Below are 17763 nucleotides of genomic sequence, written 5' to 3' on the forward strand. Positions count from 1 at the left end.
AGCGGGGAGGGCTCAGAGCTGGAGCGACTTCGTCTGCAGGTACTCCGCCAGCCCGTGCGCCCCCAGTTCCCGGCCCACTCCCGACTGCTTGTACCCGCCGAACGGTGCCCGCGCATTGAACCGCCCACCGTTGATGTCCACCTGCCCGGTGTCCATCCGCCGCGCGAAGGCGACCGCCTGCTCCTCGTCCGCTCCCCACACCGCCCCGGCCAACCCGTACACCGTGCCGTTGGCGATGCGCAGCGCGTCCTCCTCGTCCTCGTACCGGATCAGCACGATCACCGGGCCGAAGATCTCCTCCTGCGCGATCACCATCCCGGGCTCCACGTCGGCGAAGACCGTCGGGCGGACGTAGTACCCGGTGGTCAGCCCCTCCGGTGCCTCCGGGCCGCCGGTCGCGAGCCTGGCGCCCTCCGCCACGCCCTTGCGTATGTAGCCGCGGACCCGCTCGCGCTGTTTGGCGTTCACCACCGGGCCCAACCGCTCACCCGGCACGTACTTCGCCGCGGCCGCCACCGCCAGCTCCACCGCCTCCTCGTAGCGGGCGGCGTCCACCAGCATCCGGGTCCAGGCACTGCACGTCTGGCCGGAGTTCGCGAACACGTTGGCCACCCCGACGTTCACCGCCCTCGCCAGGTCCGCACCCGGCAGGATCACGTTCGCCGACTTGCCGCCCAGCTCCAGCGCCACCCGCTTGACCGCGCCACCCGCCGCGGCACCGATCCTGCGCCCCACCGCGGTGGACCCGGTGAAGGAGACCATGTCGACGTCCGGGTGCTCGGCCAGCGCCTGCCCTGCCACCGGCCCGAGCCCGGTGACCAGGTTGAACACCCCCGCGGGCACCCCGGCCGCCTCCAGCACCTCCGCGAACAACTGCGCCACCAGCGGCGTGTCCTCGGCGGGCTTGAGCACCACCGTGCAGCCTGCCGCGAGCGCGGGCGCCACCTTCGCCACGATCTGGTGCAGCGGGTAGTTCCACGGCGTGATCGCGCCCACCACGCCCACCGGCTCCTGGAACACCCGCGAGTTGCCGATCCGCTCCTCGAAGGCGAACTCGGCCGCCAGATCGGCGTACGTGCCCATCACCGTGATCGGCAGCGCCGCATGCACGGCCGCGGAGAACCGCAACGGCGAGCCCAGCTCCGCCGTCACCGTGGCGGCGATCTCCTCCTTCCGCTCGGCCATCAGGTCCCTGGCTGCGGCGAGCACGGCGGCCCGCTCGGCGGGCGCGGTGGCCGCCCACCCGGGCAGCGCCGCCCGCGCGGCCCGCACCGCCGCGTCCACGTCCCGGCCGTCGCCTGCCGGCACCCGCCCGATGACCTGCTCGCTCGCGGGGTCCACCACGTCGATCCACTCCCCGGCCGCCGCCGGGCTCCACTTGCCGTCGATGAACAGGCCGTCGTGCGCCTGCTGGATACGCGCCTGCGCACCGCCCGCCGGTTCCGTCCTGCCGTCCACGCCGCTGCCTCCCAGCTCGCCCTTAGCGTTCAGCGCCAAACTAACGCCGATAGTTTTTCGTGGCCAGGCCCCTCGCCCCGCACCCGATTCCCCGCCGCCCGCCCGCGCGCCCACCGCCCTACGAAGTCAGCGCCCCACGAACCCAGCGCCCCGCAGCTTCACAAGCTCCGGACTCAGCGAGCCGCCTCCATGCGTATCGGGAAACCGTTCAGCACCGCCGTGCCCGAGAGCGGGTCCAGCCGCGAACCGTCCAGCAACTGGTTGACGTTCGCCCCCGGCTCCCGCCCCGCGCTCTCCAGCCGCGTGCCCTCCCGGTCGTGCCCCCACCCGTGCGGCATACAGGCCACCCCGCGGCGCACCGCCTCCGTGATCTCCACCGGTGCCGTGATCTCGCCGCCGTCGCCCTTGATCCTGGCGAGGTCACCGTCCGCCAGGCCGAGTCGCGCGGCGTCCTCGGGGTGGAGCTGCACGGTGCAGCGGTTGCTGCCGCCGGTGAGCGCCGGCACGTTGTGCATCCAGGAGTTGTTGGAGCGCAGGTGGCGGCGGCCGATCAGCACGAGCCCGTCGCCCTCCGCACCTGCCCGCACTGCGGCACGCAGCCTCGGCACGTCGGCCGCTATCTCCGGCGGGGCCAGCTCGACCTTCCCCGAGGGCGTGCGCAGCACCTCCGGCAACCTGGGCTGCAACGGCCCCAGGTCGATTCCGTGCGGATGCGCCAGCACCCGGTCCAGGGTGAGCCCTTCCGGATCGGCACCGAATCCGTCCCCGTACGGCCCCAGGCGCAGCATCAGATCGAGCCGCTTCTCGTACCCGGTGGCGCCGGTGAGCGCGGCGGCCAACTGTCCCGCGTCGCGTCCGTGGACCGGCGAGTGCGGGTCGGCGGTCTCCTTGGCGAGTCGGCGGCCGATCGTCTGGGCGTCCACGGCGGCCGGGTCGGCGTCGGGGCCGGACTGCCCCAGGACAGCGAGGGCGAGGCGGGCCAGGATCTCCGGCTCGTCGAGCGCTCCCTCGTCCAGGGGCACCGCGGGCGGCGTGTAGCGGACCGTGTTGCGTACGGCCAGCGTGCTGAACGCGAAGTCGTAGTGGGCGCTTCGGGACGGCGGAGGCGGCGGCAGGATGACATCGGCGTGGCGGGCGGTCTCGTTGAGATAGGGATCGACGGAGACCATGAACTCCAGCCCGGCCAGCGCCTGGTCCAAGCGGCGGCCGTCGGGCGCGGAGAGCACCGGGTTGCCCGCGATGGTGATCAGCGCGCGCAGCCTGCCCTCGCCCTCGGTGTCGATCTCCTCGGCGAGCGCGGCCGCGGGCAGCTCGCCCTTCACCTCAGGCCGCCCGGAGACCCTGCTGTGCCAGCGGCCGGTGCGGAAGCCCTTGCCCGGAGCGGGTGGCCTGGGTGCCCGGGCTGTGGCGGCGAGCGGGAACATCGCGCCACCGGGCCGGTCGAGGTTGCCGGTCAGGGCATTGAGCACATCCACCAGCCAACTGGTCAGCGTGCCGAACTCCACGGCGGTGCTGCCGAGCCGGCCGTAGACCACCGCGCGACGCGCACCGGCCAGTTCGCGGGCGAGGACACGGATGTCGTCGGCGGGCACATCGCAGTAGCGGGCCACTTCCTCGGGGGCGAAGTCCGCCGCCAGTGCCCGTACTTCCTCGATGCCCAGCAGGTGGGCCCCCGTCTCGCCCGGATCGGTGAGCCCCTCGGCGAAGAGCACGTGGACCATGGCGAGCAGCAGGGCCGCGTCGGTGCCGGGGCGGGGGGCCACATGGCGGTCGGCGGCCCGCGCGGTCCTGGTGCGGTGCGGGTCGATCACGACCAGGCGGCCGCCGCGGCGCCGCAGTGCCCTGAGCTTGCCGGGGAAGTCGGCGGCCGTGGCCAGGCTGCCGTTGGAGACCAGCGGGTTGGCGCCCAGGAGCAGCAGGTGGTCGGTGCGGTCCAGGTCGGGTACAGGGATGGCGTTGGGGTCGCCGAAGAGGTGCCCGCAGGAGACGTGCTTGGGCATCTGGTCCAGCGTGCTGGCGGTGAATACGCTGCGGGTGCCCAGGGCGGCCACGATCTGGCCCGGGTACAGACTGCCGGCCATGGTGTGCACGTTGGGGTTGCCGAGGTAGATCCCGACCGCCTCCCCTCCGTAGGCACGGGTGACCGCTCCGATTCCCGCGGCCACGGCGGCGAACGCGTCGGGCCAGTCGGTCTCCACGAGTCGGCCGCCGCGGCGCACCAGCGGCCTTCGCAGCCGATCGGGGTCTGCGTCGAGAGCGCCGAACGAGGCGCCCTTCGGGCAGATGAAACCGGCGCTGAACACGTCCTCCCGGTCGCCCCGGGCGTGTGTGACCCGCGTTCCGTCGATGGTCAGACTGAGTCCGCACGTGGCCTCGCAGAGCGGGCAGATGCGCAGTGCGGTGCGTGGCATCGGTCTCTCCCCCTTCCTTCAGGGCGCGTGGAGCGGTCTCGCTCGCATGGTGGGTCGTACGCGTGGTGATCGCCGGCGAAGCGGCGTTCGATCCCCGCTTCGTCCCGGTTTCGGCTGATGTTGTCGATCATGGCGCATCGAACAGTCGCGCGCTATCCCTCGAAAGAGTGTTCGTCGGCCGATCGCGGCTCCGGCCGTTGCTCCCCGGTCTCGGGGGCGGACCGGCAACGTACCGGCGGTACGCAGATTAGCCCGCCGAAGGTCCGGCCGGAGGGTTTTCCACAGGCGGGACGGGAGGGTTGCCGTGGTGATTCCTATGGCTCAGCATAGGAATCACCACGGGCACGACGCGGGGAGCAGGCATGGACGCCACGAGCAGCACCGGGCAGCAGGACGGCAAAGACCTCGCCTACCAGCCGGGGTTCGGCAACCAGCACAGCACGGAGGCCGTCCCCGGCGCCCTGCCGGTCGGCCGCAACGCGCCCCAGCGGGCTCCCTTCGGCCTGTACGCCGAGCAGTTGAGCGGCACCGCCTTCACCGAGCCGCGCGCCCGCAACCGCCGCAGCTGGCTGTACCGCATCCGCCCCTCCGCCGCCCACCCGACCTTCCGCCGCATCCCCAACGGGGCGTTGCGCAGTGCCCCCTTCCAGGAGGTCGAGCCCGATCCGAACCGGCTGCGCTGGGGTCCGCTGCCGGTTCCCGACACCCCCACGGACTTCGTCCAGGGCCTGGTCACCGTGGGGGGCAACGGGGACGTGCTGCGCCGCGAGGGCATCGGCATCCACTGGTACGCGGCCAACCGCTCCATGGAGCGCCGGGTCTTCTCCAGCTCCGACGGGGAGTTCCTGATCGTCCCGCAGCGCGGCGCCCTGCTCCTGCACACCGAACTCGGCCTGCTGCGCGCCGAACCGGGGCACGTCGCCCTCGTGCCGCGTGGCGTGCGGTTCCGGGTGGAGCTGCTGGAGACCGCGGCGGCGGGCTATGTCTGCGAGAACTACGGGCAGCCCTTCCAGCTCCCCGACCTCGGCCCCATCGGCGCCAACGGGCTGGCGAACGCACGGGACTTCCTCGCCCCCGTCGCCGCCTACGAGGACCGCGAGGAGGACACGGAGGTCGTCAACAAGTTCGGCGGACACCTGTGGGCCGCCGTCTACGACCACTCCCCGCTGGACGTCGTGGCCTGGCACGGAAACCACGTGCCCTACCTGTACGACCTGCACCGCTTCAATGTGCTGGGCTCCATCAGCTACGACCACCCGGACCCCTCGATCTTCACCGTGCTCACCTCCCCCTCCGACACCCCGGGGCTGGCCGGCGCGGACTTCGTCGTCTTCGCCCCGCGCTGGCTCGTCGGCGAGGACACCTTCCGCCCGCCCTACTTCCACCGCAACGTGATGTCGGAGTTCATGGGCCTGATCGAGGGGGCCTACGACGCCAAGGCGGAGGGCTTCGTGCCCGGCGGCGCCTCCCTGCACAACATGATGTCCGCGCACGGCCCGGACCGCGCCACCTTCGAGCGCGCCAGCAGCGCGGAACTGCGGCCGCAGAAGGTCGACGACGGCCTGGCGTTCATGTTCGAGACCCGCTGGCCGATCGTTCCCACCGCCCGGGCGCTCGGCGCCGTCCACCGTCAGGAGGACTACGACAAGGTGTGGGAAGGGCTGGGGAGGAACTTCCGGCCGTGACGTCCTTCGCCCCCGACTCGCTCGTACTCAACGGCAAGCTGCCCCTGTGGTACCAGGTCTCGCAGTCGCTGCGGGCCTCGATACTGGGCCGCCATGCCGACGCGCCCCTGCGGCTGCCCACCGAGGAGGAACTGGCCGGCCACTACGGCGTCAGCGTGCTGACGATGCGCCAGGCTCTCAAGGAACTGGAGCAGGAGGGCCTGATATCCCGGCGCCGAAGACGCGGCACCTTCATCGAGCCAGCCGCCCTGCGCGGCGCCCCGGTGAAGCTGCTCGGCTCCGTGGACGCGATCGTCGCCCAGCAGTCCGGCGAACGTGCGGAGGTCATCGGACACGGCACCGCGCCCCTGCCCCCCGGGGCCGCCGAGCACTTCCCGGATCTCACCGAGGCGGTGACCTTCCGCCGGCTGCGCCGCGACGCCTCCGGCGAGCCCACCAACTGGGCGCAGAACTGGGTCCGCCCCGAACTCGGCGCCCGCATCGACCTCGCCGACCTCGAACGCCACCCGATGACCAAGGTGCTGAGGGACGTACTCGGCGTGCGCATCAGCCGCATTACCGACACCGTCGAGGCCCGCCTGGCCGACCCCGAGACGGCCGAACTGCTCGAAGTGCCGCTGCTCAGCCCGATACTCCACTACACCGGCGTCACCTACGACGACACAGACCGGGCCGTCGATGTCGTGCACATCCGCTACCGGGGCGACCGCTTCTCCTTCACCGTCACTGTGGAGGCGACCTGAGGGCCGTCAGTAGCATGCTTCCAGTGAGCGACGACGCGCCTTTGCTGCACGATCTGATGCCATGGTCGGTGCGCCCCCTGCGCATCGGCCGCAGCTGGCCGATGGCCCCCGACCCCGCCTGTCTGCGGGACCGCTGGACCCTGCTGGTCCAAGCGCCCGACGAGACCCGCGCCGCGCTCTTCCACCCGACCAGGGCCCGCGGCCTGCACACCCCGGTCGCCCAACTGCCCGGCCACCGCACCCCCACCACCGCGCTCGCCCGCGAGGACGGCCCCTGCCCGGAGCCGGTACGCATCCAGCACGGCGCCCACGACCACCAGTGGCTGATACCCGACCACCGGGTCATCGACGCCGCCCGGCCCGAACTGTGGCGGGTCGTCGACGGCCGGCAGGTCTTCACCGTGGAGCAGACGCCGCTGCCCGACACCGACGAGCCCGCTCTCACCTTCTCCGCGCTGCTCCCTGACGGCCGCTCACCGGCCGGCCGGCCCGGTCTGATCCGTCCGCTCTACCGGCAGCCCGGCGGCCAGGACCCCAACCTCGCACCGGGCCTGACCGAATGGGTGTCCGCGCGCGTCCGCACCGAGGCCGGCGCCGAGGACGTGCTCGCCTGGATCGCCGCCGCGGCCCGGCCGAGCCACCGCGGCTGCGCGGTGCCCTTCCCCCGCGACCCCGCGCTGTGGCAGGAGGGCATCGCCCTGGGCCGCAGGTCGCTGTGGCTGCACACCCGAGGCGCCCGCTTCTCCGACCCGGCCCAGGACCGGCCCGCCGACCGGCTGCGACCACCCGGGGGCAGCCGCCCCTACGTCAGGGCCCCGCTCCCGGCCAGCCCCCGGCCCGGGGAGCTGCGCTACGACCCGCAGGAGCAGACCTTGTGGATCGGCGCCGGACAGATCTCCCCCGTCGTGCCCGCCGCCTGGGAGGCGACCGCGGGCGGTGTAGGGGTGCTGGAAGCCTGGTACGCGCGGCGCACGGCCGAAGGCGAGCCCGGCTCCCTGGAAGCGCTGCGGCCCCCCGCGTGGACGCGGGCGACGACGTCCGAACTCCTGGAGTTGATCAGCGTGCTGACGCTGCTGGACGCGCTCCGCGGGGAGTTGCGGAGTTTCGCCGGGGAACTGGCGGCGGCATCAGACGGCGGCACGGGCGCCGCCGGGGTGGGAGCGGTGGCGCTGCGGGCGGCCGGGGTGCTGCCGGTGCCCTCCGCGAGGCGCAGACCGGCATCGGTCCTGGCGCACCACGAGGAGGGCCCTGACGGGCAGTTCGCCCTGCTGTGAGCACGGCGGACGCTGCGGCCGGTGGGGAGGTCGGCCGCGGACCGCCGCGGGGGCCGGACGGGCGTCCGGTGCCGGTGCGGTCAGCCCCGGTTGCCGAACAGCGACCTGCGCAGACGGCGGAGCGGGGCGAAGAGCGACACGCGGGCACCCTTGTTGGCCCGGGTGTGGACGGTGTTGCGGGAGGTCAGCTCGCGCATGAGCACGGTCGCCTCCTCGGTGTCACGCTGCGGCACGGCGGGACCGGCCAGCACCGACAGGTGCCGGTCCAGGCGCGCGCTCGACGCGCTCGAACCGCAACTGACGGCAGGCACTCTGGGCCTGCTGTGCATCGCTATCTGTTCCATGACTCTCCCCACCCTGTCGAGGGCACCCGGCACGGGCAGGTTAACCCTATCGCCCCGCCGCGTCACGTGCGCATCCCCTTGCCCGTCTCGTCGCCGATTCACCTTCCACTCAAGGGTGTTGACGCCGGAGCGGATGCCCGCGGGAGCGGTCGGAAAGTGACGACGGCTCATGCCGCAGCGGTGAATACGGGCAGGTAGCCGCCCGACTGGCCGGCCTGCGTCGGATGGTAGGACTCCTCCGGCGGCAGCGTCACGCTCCTCAGCCAGGGCGCCTTCGAACACAGTTCGTGTCCCGCGAAGGCGTGCCGGACGTCGGCGAAGGCGAACCCGTGCGCGGCGGCCCGCGCGGCGACGGTGGTGTCCAGGTCGTCGGCGGCGCTGTCAAGAGCCCTGCGCTCGGTGTCCCCGAGACCGAGCAGGCAGTCCCCCGGCACCTGGTACAGCCGCGGGTAACCGAGCACCACCACCCGGGCGTTGGGGGCCTTGGCACGGATCGCGCTGTAGACGGTGTCGAGCCGGCCGGGCAGCGTGTCGCGTACGTAGGCGCGGGCCTGCGCGATCCGGTCCAGGCACGTGCTGCCCAGGGAGGTCACGCAGGTGGTCATGACGTCGGGGAACCCGGCGTCATCCCCTCCCACGCTGATGCTGACCAGACCGGTGGAGGAACTCAGCCTCGCCAGTTGGCCTGCGGTCACGTCACCGGTGGTGGCACCCGAGCAGGCGGCGAAGACGAAGGACGAGGGATGGTGGGCGGCTGCCCACAGCTCCGGGTACGCCTTGCTGCTGCGCTTGCAGGCCCCGGCACCGGACTCGTAGGCACCCGCGCCGAGACCGGAGGAGTAGGAGTCGCCGAGCGCGGCGTACGAGACCGCGGCGGCGCGGGCGGAGGCCGCGCCCGTGAGGACGGCGGCGAGGGCGAGGAGCAACGCGGAGAAGGCCGATGCGTATCGGTACATGTCGGTGAACCCTTTCGGACGCTTTCCGGACGGGACTTCACGGTCCCGCTGGGTTCATGTCCGGACAGATGTGCGGCAAATCAACCCTTACGCGTGGTTTGTGACGGAGAGTCACGGTCGGCGCGACCCGAAATACGCTGGGCGAATCCCGCCGGGTGCCGGATCATGGGCCCCATGTCCGCCGCGAAGCCCAGTACATCGAGGAGGCCGGTGCCGCCCGTCCCGCCAACTCCCGCAGGCAGGTCCCGTTCCGCCGGAAGGCCCGGCGCCGCCGGGAAGTCCGCCGTGCCGGCCGACCCGTCCCTCGCGCTTCCCGTCCACTTGCGCCTGGACGACAGCGACTCGCCGTCGGACGTCGTGGACGCCCTCTTCCTCGGCCGCTTCACCTCGGGTGAGCACCCCTTCGCCCGCGGCGCCTCGCTGGAGAACGTCAAGGCCGGCCTCACCCTGGTGCCCGCGGGGGCCGACGTGCTGCGCCAGGCCAAGGACAAGGACCGCAGCGCGATCCTGGCCGAGGGCGAGGGCTGGACGATCCTCGTCTCACGATGGAACCAGGGCGCCGACGTCACCGTGATCGCCGTCTCCGACGAACTCGCCGAGCAGGTACTGAAGTCGTCCGTCGACGACGCGGAGGACAAGCCCGAGCCGGAGTCCGACAGCGTCTCCATGGGCTTCTGGTACGTCTCGCCCCGCCGCGGCGCCCACCGCACCACTCGCAAGATCTCCGCCACGCCGTGGGAGGAGCTGCGGGGGAACTACTCGGCGCCGGTCGCCGACGCCATGGACAGCCTGATGAAGCTGACCGCAGACGACGTCACCGGCCGGTTGCTGCTGCTGCACGGCCCGCCGGGCACCGGCAAGACCTCGGCCCTGCGCACCCTGGCCCGCTCCTGGCGCGACTGGTGCCAGGTCGACTGCGTGCTCGACCCCGAGCGGCTCTTCAACGACGTCGGCTACCTGATGGACATCGCCATCGGAGAGGACGACGGCACCGAGGGCGGCCGCTGGCGGCTGCTCCTGCTGGAGGACTGCGACGAGCTGATCCGCGGCCAGGCCAAGCACGAATCCGGGCAGGCCCTGTCCCGGCTGCTCAACCTCACCGACGGCCTGCTCGGACAGGGCCGCAACGTCCTGGTCGGCATCACCACCAACGAGGACCTGGAGCGCCTGCACCCCGCCGTGGTCCGTCCCGGGCGCTGCCTGGCCCGTATCGAGGTCGGCCGGCTCACCCACAAGGAGGCCGTGCAGTGGCTCGGCACGAGCGAGGGCATCGGGCGCGACGGTGCCACCCTGGCCGAGCTCTACGCGCTGCGCCGCGGCGCCTCGCCTGCCCTGCCGGTCCCTCCGCAGACGAGCAACGGCCTGTATCTGTGACGGCCGGGCATCCGGGCGGCGGGTGCGGACAGCGGCGGCGGCAGGGACGTGGGCGGCCTGCCGCGGCGGGTGCTCAGGAGTCCGGTTCGCCGTAGGTGGCGCGCAGGGCCTCCTCCACTGCGGCGAGCGCGGCCTGCCGGTCCAGGCCCAGGCGGCGCGCCCGGTCGGCGAAGGCCCCCGCCGCGGCGGCCACTTCACGGGCGTGGGCGTCGCCGGCCGCGATGTAGGTGCCGTGCCGGCCGCGGGTCTCGATCACCCCGTCCTCTTCCAGCGCGCGGTACGCCTTGGCGACGGTGTTGACCGCGAGCCCCAACTGCTCGGCCAGGCCGCGTACGGTGGGCAGCTTGTAGTTGACCGGGAGGAGGCCCGCCCTGGCCTCCTCGGCGATCTGCCCGCGCAGTTGCTCGTAGGGCGCGGTGGCCGCGTCCGGGTCGATCGTGATCTTCAGGCTCATGCTCCGGATAGTGGCACAGCGGGGGGCGCCAGGGGCACCGCCCGGCCCGGACCGCCCGGCAGGTGGGCGATGCCGTCGCCGCTCTCGTGCAGGTGGAGCAGGAAGCGGTGGCCCGCCCGGTAGGCGTCCAGGCCGGCCCGGCAGTAGGCGACGAGGTCGTCAGGGAGCGCCTCCAGCGGATACCAGCCCAGCTCCGAGCACTTGTGCGGCTCGCGGTTGACCGGCTGGGGCCCGTCCGCCGCCAGGTGCGCGCGGAAGAACCAGCCGATCCTGGCCCGGCCACCGGGCGCCCGGTGCTGCATCACCAGGACCGCCTCCACGTCCTCGGGCGCGAGGTCGAGGCCGATCTCCTCGCGGGTCTCGCGCAGGAGCGCGCTCCGCACGTCCTCGCCGTCCTCCAGGTGTCCGGAGGGGGCGTGCAGCAGGCCGTCCGCGTATCCGGTGCCGCTGCGGCGGGCGAGCAGCACCTCACCGTCGCGCTCCAGGAGGAGGTGGACGTCGACGATCTCGGCGTGCCTGGTGGGCGGGGCAGGGTGGATGACGGCCGCATAGCGCTCGTCGGAGACCTCGCGCCCCCACAGCGCGGGGTCGTGGGCGAGTTGCTCGATCGTCACCGATCCGCCGAGAGGCGCGGCCAGTGCGGCGAGTGTGCGCGCGTCGATCCCGGCCGGGTCCTCGGTGCCCCAGCGGCCCTCGACCAGGACCAGCCGGCCGCCGGGACGCAGCAGTTCGGCCCAGCGGCGCAGTGCGGCGGCGGGGTCGGGCACAGCCCAGAGCAGGTGGCGGACGAGCACGGCGTCGAACCGGCGGTCGGCGACGGGAGGTTCCGCGGCGTCGCCCAGGAGTACCCGCGCGCTTGTCCCGGAGAGCTTGGCGCGGGCCGCTTCGGCCATCCGCCGCGAGCTGTCGACCGCGGTGACCCGGTGCCCTTCCTGGGCCGCGAGAAGGGCGAGGCTGCCGGTGCCGCAGCCGAGGTCGAGCACGTCGGCGGGCGGGCGCGGGAGCCATGAGCGCAGCCTGGCCGCCCAGGCGGCTCTGACCTGCCCGTCGCGCAGGCCGTGGTCGGGTTCGTCGTCGAAGTGGGCGGCCGCCTCGTCCCAGTACCGCCGCTCGTCCGTGCCGGTGCTCATGGGGACAGCGTGTCACCCGCCACTGACAACGGACCTCACGCGCCGGCCGGCTCCCCTGTCCGGGGCCCGGCCGGCGCCGCACGTCACCGGAGGCGTCGGCCTCCGGCACCGCCGGGGCTAACCGAGCGCCGACAGGCAGGTGGTGGGGGTGGCGTGCGCGGGGTCGAGCGCGTTCGCGGCCTCGTGGAAGGCGATGAGGTCGGTTGTGCCGACGGTCACGTGCTCCGAGGCGTCCACCGGGCACAGGTCCTGGAGCACCACGTTGTGGACGTCCGGCCCGGACAGGGCCTGGGTGGTGTACGGGGTGACCACCTCGTCGTACTTGGTGGAGATCACCGTGTAGTGCACCCCGGGGACGGTGTCCCCGCCGGCGTTCAACTGCTGCTGGAAGGCGGACCCGGCGACCTGGTCGGCCAGCCCGGGCAGGGCGGCGTTCAGGAAGTCCGAGGCGCCGGGGAAGTACGGGAGCAGCGCCGTCAGTCCGTCGAGCGTGGTGCCGTGGTTGTCGGGCGCGATGCCGACCAGGGTGTTCACCTTGGCGGCGCCGCCGAGGAACTTCAGGTAGTAGCGCGGCATCATCCCGCCTTGGGAGTGGCCGACGATGTCGACCTTGGCGGCGTGGGTGGCGGCCAGTACCCGGTCGGTGAAGTCCGACAGCTGCTGCGCCGACTGGGCGATCGGCGTCAGGCCGCCGATGAGCGAGTCGCCGGGCAGCATGCCGTAGTCGAAGGAGAAGACGCAGTAGCCGCGGGCGACCAGGTAGGGGGCGAAGACCAGCCAGTTGTCGTTGCCGTTGGCGAAGGTGCCGTGCACCAGGACGACGGGCCTTGGGTGCTGGGCGGAGGGGTGGCAGGAGAAGTCGTTCCAGCCGCTGCTGGGCGCCGGGCCGGTGGTGGCGGACGCCGAGGTGGCGGCGATGGGCAGGACCGTCAGCGCGGTCGCCATAGAGAGCGCGGCCAGGAGCCGTCTCCAGGGCAGCCTCATGGGGTCTCCTCACAGGTGGGGGAAGTGGGCGCACATGCGACACCCGGCAGCCTGTGATCCGGATCACCTTGCTGGGCTCATGACAAGTTACGCACGGGTAGGAAGCCGCTGCCAAGTTACGCGCGGGTAAAAAATGCCGTCCATTCCCACCGATCCCCTCGCGGACACAGCGGACGGACAGGGCCGAAGTCCCCCGCGAGGGCGCCCAGGTGACGCGGCGACGGCGGTTTTCGGCAGTCTTCAGAGGCCACCCATCCTGACCGCAGGACTCGGCGGCGCACGCGTTCGAGTCGCTGACCTGGGAGAACCGCGCTAAGGTAATCGAACAGAGGTACGAGGAACGTTTCGGGTGGATGGCCGAAAAGGGGCGGGAGTGACGGAGGTGCGGCGTGGCGGGCTTCGCCCATCTGCATGTCGCGTCCGGTTACTCCGCGCGCTATGGCGCCTCGCACCCGGAGCAGCTCGCCCGATGGGCAGCCGAGCGGGACATGCCCGCACTGGCGCTGACCGACCGCGACACCGTCACGGGAGCGGTGCGGTTCGCCGCGGCCTGCGCCGCGGAAAGGGTGCGCCCGATCCTCGGCATCGACCTGGCGGTGGCGCAGACCGCGCCGCCCCCACCGCGGCAGCGCCGCCGGACCCCGGTGCGCGGCGGCGCCCATGTGGTCGAGCCGCCGCTGCGGTTCGTGCTGCTCGCCCGGGACCGGGAGGGCTGGGCCCGGCTGTGCCGGATCACCTCCGCGGCGCACGCGGGCACCGCAGGCGGCGCGGCGCCGGTGATGGTGCCCTGGGCGGCGCTGCGGGAACACGCGGGTGACGGGCTCATCGCGCTGCTGGGGCCCCTGTCGGAGCCGGCGCGCGCCCTGGCGGCCGGGCGGGAGGACGTCGCGGCGCGGCTGCTCGCCCCCTGGCAGGAGGTCTTCGGCGACGGGCTGCGGCTGGAGGCGGTCGTCCACGGCCGTCCCGGGACCGGGCCGGGTTCGCTGCGGCTTGCCGCCCGCACCCTTGCGCTCGCCGACCGGACCCGTATCCCCGCCGTCCTCACCAACGCCGTCCGCTACGCCGATCCGCAGCAGCACCGGCTCGCCGACGTGCTGGACGCCGCGCGGCTGCTGCGGCCGATCGACCGGCGGCGCCTGGACACCGGCCGGCGCTGGCTCATGGAGGAGGCGCGGATGGCGCAGGTCGCACAGAAGGTCGCCGAGTGCGCCGGCGCGGGCCCGCGCCGCGCCGGGCGGCTCCTCGCGGACACCGCCGCCACAGCGGACGCCTGCCGCCTGGACCCCTTCGCTGACCTCGGACTGGGAGGCGCCCGGCACTTCCCCGAACCCCAGGTCGTCGGAGCCGAGCCGGGCCCCGAGGGCGCCGCCCGGCTGCTGCGGCAGCGCTGCGAGGCCGGTATGACCCGCCGCGGCCTGGAGCGCGACCAAGAGGCGCAGGCACGACTGGAACAGGAGCTGGGAGTCATCTCGCGGATGGGCTATGACTCGTATTTCCTGGCCGTCGGGCAGGTCGTGGCCGACATCCGCGACCTGGGGATCAGGGTCGCCGCACGCGGCTCGGGCGCGGGCTCCCTGGTCTGCCATGCGCTCGGCATCGCCACCGCCAACCCGCTCGACCACCGCCTGCTGTTCCAGCGCTTCCTCAGCGAGGCCCGCAAGGATCAGCTGCCGGACATCGACATCGACGTGGAGTCGGCCCGGCGGCTGGACTGCTACGACGCGATCTTCCGGCGCTTCGGCCACGAGCGGGTCGCGGTCACCGCGATGCCCGAGACGTACCGGGCGCGCAGGGCGCTGCGCGACACAGGACTCGCGCTCGGCATCCCGCCGGACGAGGTGGACCGGATCTCCAAGAGCTTCCCCCACCTGCGCGCCTGCGACATCACCAGCGCCCTGGCCGAGCTTCCCGAGCTGCGCTCCCTGGCCGCCGAGGCGGGCAGCTACGGGCGGCTGTGGGAGCTCGCCGAGGGCTTGGACGCCCTGGTGCACGGCATGGCCATGCACCCGTGCGGTGTGATCATCAGCGACGCCACCCTGCTGGACCGGCTGCCGGTGCAGCCCACGCCCCAGGGCGACTACCCGATGGCCATGGCCGCCAAGGAGGAGGTCGAGGCGCTGGGCAACATCAAGCTCGATGTCCTCGCGGTCCGGATGCAGTCCGCGATGGCCCATGCCGTCGCGGAGATCGAGCGGGTGACGGGTCGGCGGGTGGACCTCGACGACCCCCGGCAGGTGCCGCTGGACGACGTCTTCGCCTTCAAGCTCATCCAGGAGAGCCGCACCATAGGCATGTTCCAGCTGGAGTCGCCGGGCCAGCAGGACCTGCTGTCGCGGCTGCAGCCCCGCGACGTCCAGGACGTCATCGCCGACATCAGCCTCTTCCGCCCGGGCCCGGTCCAGGGCGGCATGCCCGAGCGATACGTCGCCGCCCGGCACGGCGGCGAACCGCAGTACCCCGACGGCCGCCTGGAGAGCGTCCTCGCCGACACCTACGGGGTGACCATCTGGCACGAGCAGATAATCGAGACCCTCGATGTGATGACCGGCTGCGGGAAGGACCAGGCGGAGGTCGAGCGGCGGCGGCTCGGCGACAAGGAGGCGCTGCCCGGGATCAGGCAGTGGTTCCACGACGCGGCCACCGCCCGGGGCTTCGACGCGAAGGTCCGCGACGAGGTGTGGGCGACGATCGAGGCGTTCGGCGCGTACGGGTTCTGCCGTGCGCACGCGGTCGCCTTCGCCGTGCCCGCCCTGCAGTCGGCCTGGCTGAAGGCGCACTACCCGGCGTTCCTCCTGGCCGGACTGCTGGAGCACGATCCCGGCATGTGGCCCAAGCGGGTGATCGTCGCCGACGCTCGCCGCCATGGGGTGCCGGTGCTGCCGGTGGACGTCAACCGCTCGCGGGCCGCGCACATCGTGGAGCGCGCCGAGCAGGGCCGGTGGGGGGTCAGGCTGGCGCTGTCCGGGGTGCGCGGCATCAGCGAGGAGGAGTGCGCGCGGATCGAGGCGGGGCAGCCGTACCGGTCGCTGTCGGACTTCTGGCAGCGCGCCCGGCCCAGCCGCCCGGTCGCCGAGCAGCTCGCGGAGATCGGTGCCCTGGGCGGCTTGTACGAAGGGCGGCTGACCCGCCGGGACCTGCTGCTGCAGATCGCCGAGCTGCACCGGCAGTCCCGCAGCCGGACCGCCGGCGCGGGGCAGCTGCCCTTCACCGCCGCCCCGGTCGGCGGGGCGGAGCCGAGCGGGCTTCCGGAGATGACCAGCCGCGAGTCCCTGGGGGCGGAGCTGCACACCCTGGGCATCGACGTCTCCCGCCACCTGATGGAGCACCATCACCGGCTGCTGCGGGAGATCGGCGCCACCGACGCCGCCCACCTGGCCGACGTGCGGGCCGGCCGGCAGGTGCTGGTCGCCGGGGTGCGCTCCGCGACGCAGACCCCGCCCATCGCCAGCGGCAAGCGGATCATCTTCGTCACCTTGGAGGACGGCTCCGGCCTGGTCGACCTCGCCTTCTTCGAGGACTCCCACGAGGCGTGCGCCCACACCGTCTTCCACTCCGGGCTGCTGCTGGTGCGCGGCACCGTCCAGGTCCGCGGCACCCGGCGCACGATCGTGGGCACCATGGCGTGGGACCTGGAGGAGATCGCGGCCACCCGCCGCGACCACGGCCCCGAGGCCGCCCTCGCCCTGCTCGGCGCCACCCGCCCGCACCCCACCCCGGCGCAGCCGCAGCGCACCCTGGCCAACGGCACCACCGGCGCCCGCCTGCACCCCTACGCCGACCTCCAGCCCGCGGGCACCCGCACGGCGGACCTGCGCAAGCTCGGCCACCGCAGCCCGGGGAGCGCCGGATGAGCCCCCGCCGGTACATCGCGCACCTCCACCTGCACGCCGAGCCGGACGAGGAGCAGCTCGCGGACATCCTGGAGCTGCTCTCCGGTGTCACCCCGCGGCTGCAGGCGTTCCCGCCGGACGCCGTCCAGCTCGACCTCACCTCGGCGCTGCGGTACTTCGGCAAGGACCCCGGCGAGCTGGTGCAGATGGCGCGGATGCGGCTGACGGCCATGTACGGCATCGAGACCAGCGCGGGCCTCGCGGGCAATCGCATGCTGGCCGCGATGGCGGCGGCCGCCTCGCCGCCGGGCGGCACCACCCGGGTCCCGGCCGACCGGGCGGGCGTGGAGGCGTGGCTGTACCCCCGCCCGGTGGCGGCGCTGCCCGGGGTCGGCCGGGCGACGGCGACGGCACTGGGCAGGTACGGCCTGCACACCGTCGGACAGGTGGCGGCCACTCCCGCGGCCACCCTCCAGCGCATCCTGGGCGCCGCGCCGGCCAGGATGCTGGCCGAGCGGGCCCGCGGCCACGACCCCCGCCCGGTCACCTCGGCCACGCCCGCGGCCCACATGACCGCCGACCTCGTGCTCGACCGGGACTGCCTCGATCCGGCGCAGCACCACCGCGCCGTCCTCGGCCTGGCCGAGCAACTCGGCCTGCGGCTGCGGGCCGAGCAGCAGGCCGCCGGCCGACTCACCCTCACCGTCCGCTACGCCGACCGCACCGCCACCACCCGGACCGGCACCCTGCCCGGACCCACCGACCACTCACCGGTGGTGATCGCCGCCGCTCTCGGGATCCTGGCCTCGCTGGGGCTGGAGCGTGCCCGCGTCCGCGCCTACGCGCTGCGGCTGGACGATCTGCGGCCGGCCGCGCGGACGCCCCGCCAGCTCACGATGGACCCCGCGGACGAGCGCGCCCGCGCCGCCGAGTCGGCGGGCGACCGCGCCCGCCGCCGCTTCGGCCCGGCAGCCGCCCACCCCGCGACTCTCGCCGGCCCGCGCGAAGACCGCCCGCGCGGGGACGGCCCGCGGCCGGACCGATCGTGACGGGTCCGCGGGGCGGGTACGGCACGGCGAAACCGCCGTGACGCCCCGTCAGCAAGCCCCGTTCCGCGACT

General features: G+C 73.4%; 13 protein-coding genes. 6 read left to right on the forward strand and 7 right to left on the reverse strand.

The window, feature by feature from the left end; genetic code table 11:
- Window positions 1–12: 12 nt before the first annotated feature.
- Entirely contained in the window at window positions 13–1416 is a 1404-nt protein-coding gene (locus tag BLR33_RS31395) for an aldehyde dehydrogenase family protein (protein ID WP_093788110.1), read from the reverse strand.
- A 215-nt stretch (window positions 1417–1631) separates the two neighbouring features.
- Window positions 1632–3869: a molybdopterin-dependent oxidoreductase gene (locus BLR33_RS31400; RefSeq protein ID WP_093788060.1), complete on the reverse strand. Its 2238-nt coding sequence runs from the start codon at window positions 3867–3869 to the stop codon at window positions 1632–1634.
- 362 nt (window positions 3870–4231) lie between these two features.
- On the opposite strand from BLR33_RS31400, the gene hmgA reads away from it, so the two are divergent.
- Genes hmgA through BLR33_RS31415 form a run of 3 tightly spaced genes read left to right on the forward strand, consistent with a single transcriptional unit; the run spans window position 4232 to window position 7571 of the window.
- Window positions 4232–5554 (forward strand): homogentisate 1,2-dioxygenase, encoded by a 1323-nt coding sequence (gene hmgA / locus BLR33_RS31405; protein ID WP_093788061.1) that lies wholly within the window; start codon window positions 4232–4234, stop codon window positions 5552–5554.
- Window positions 5551–6297, forward strand: coding sequence for a GntR family transcriptional regulator (locus tag BLR33_RS31410; RefSeq protein WP_093788062.1), 747 nt, complete (start codon window positions 5551–5553; stop codon window positions 6295–6297). The genes hmgA and BLR33_RS31410 overlap by 4 nt, the downstream gene beginning before the upstream one ends.
- A 14-nt stretch (window positions 6298–6311) precedes the next feature.
- Window positions 6312–7571, forward strand: coding sequence for a type ISP restriction/modification enzyme (locus BLR33_RS31415; RefSeq protein ID WP_093788063.1), 1260 nt, complete (start codon window positions 6312–6314; stop codon window positions 7569–7571).
- An 80-nt stretch (window positions 7572–7651) separates the two neighbouring features.
- Here the strand turns inward: BLR33_RS31415 and BLR33_RS31420 are convergent, their stop codons facing one another.
- Both BLR33_RS31420 and BLR33_RS31425 read right to left on the reverse strand, forming a co-directional pair.
- Window positions 7652–7915, reverse strand: coding sequence for a hypothetical protein (locus BLR33_RS31420; protein ID WP_093788064.1), 264 nt, complete (start codon window positions 7913–7915; stop codon window positions 7652–7654).
- Between the two features lie 167 nt (window positions 7916–8082).
- On the reverse strand, window positions 8083–8871 hold the full coding sequence (locus tag BLR33_RS31425; protein WP_093788065.1) for an SGNH/GDSL hydrolase family protein: 789 nt from the start codon (window positions 8869–8871) through the stop codon (window positions 8083–8085).
- A gap of 285 nt (window positions 8872–9156) precedes the next feature.
- Between BLR33_RS31425 and BLR33_RS31430 the strand changes: the two genes are divergently transcribed.
- The gene (locus tag BLR33_RS31430; protein ID WP_093788066.1) at window positions 9157–10245 is read left to right on the forward strand and encodes a DUF5925 domain-containing protein; all 1089 of its coding nucleotides are present in this window, start codon (window positions 9157–9159) and stop codon (window positions 10243–10245) included.
- A 73-nt stretch (window positions 10246–10318) separates the two neighbouring features.
- Here BLR33_RS31430 and BLR33_RS31435 read toward each other — a convergent pair whose 3' ends face one another.
- The 3 genes from BLR33_RS31435 to BLR33_RS31445 all read right to left on the reverse strand — a co-directional run bounded on the left by BLR33_RS31435 (window position 10319) and on the right by BLR33_RS31445 (window position 12813).
- On the reverse strand, window positions 10319–10699 hold the full coding sequence (locus BLR33_RS31435; protein WP_093788067.1) for a GntR family transcriptional regulator: 381 nt from the start codon (window positions 10697–10699) through the stop codon (window positions 10319–10321).
- On the reverse strand, window positions 10696–11829 hold the full coding sequence (locus BLR33_RS31440; protein ID WP_093788068.1) for a methyltransferase domain-containing protein: 1134 nt from the start codon (window positions 11827–11829) through the stop codon (window positions 10696–10698). Before BLR33_RS31440 ends, BLR33_RS31435 begins: the two co-directional genes overlap by 4 nt.
- A 117-nt stretch (window positions 11830–11946) precedes the next feature.
- Window positions 11947–12813, reverse strand: a complete 867-nt coding sequence (locus BLR33_RS31445) for an esterase/lipase family protein (RefSeq protein WP_093788069.1) — start codon at window positions 12811–12813, stop codon at window positions 11947–11949.
- Window positions 12814–13202: 389 nt separating this feature from the next.
- Between BLR33_RS31445 and BLR33_RS31450 the strand changes: the two genes are divergently transcribed.
- Both BLR33_RS31450 and BLR33_RS31455 read left to right on the forward strand, forming a co-directional pair.
- Complete coding sequence (locus BLR33_RS31450; protein WP_093788070.1) at window positions 13203–16664, forward strand: DNA polymerase III subunit alpha; 3462 nt, start codon at window positions 13203–13205, stop codon at window positions 16662–16664.
- Window positions 16661–17692, forward strand: a complete 1032-nt coding sequence (locus BLR33_RS31455) for a DNA polymerase Y family protein (protein WP_093788071.1) — start codon at window positions 16661–16663, stop codon at window positions 17690–17692. The genes BLR33_RS31450 and BLR33_RS31455 overlap by 4 nt, the downstream gene beginning before the upstream one ends.
- Window positions 17693–17763 lie beyond the last annotated feature (71 nt).

The organism is Actinacidiphila guanduensis (assembly GCF_900103985.1).
GTDB lineage: Bacteria > Actinomycetota > Actinomycetes > Streptomycetales > Streptomycetaceae > Actinacidiphila > Actinacidiphila guanduensis.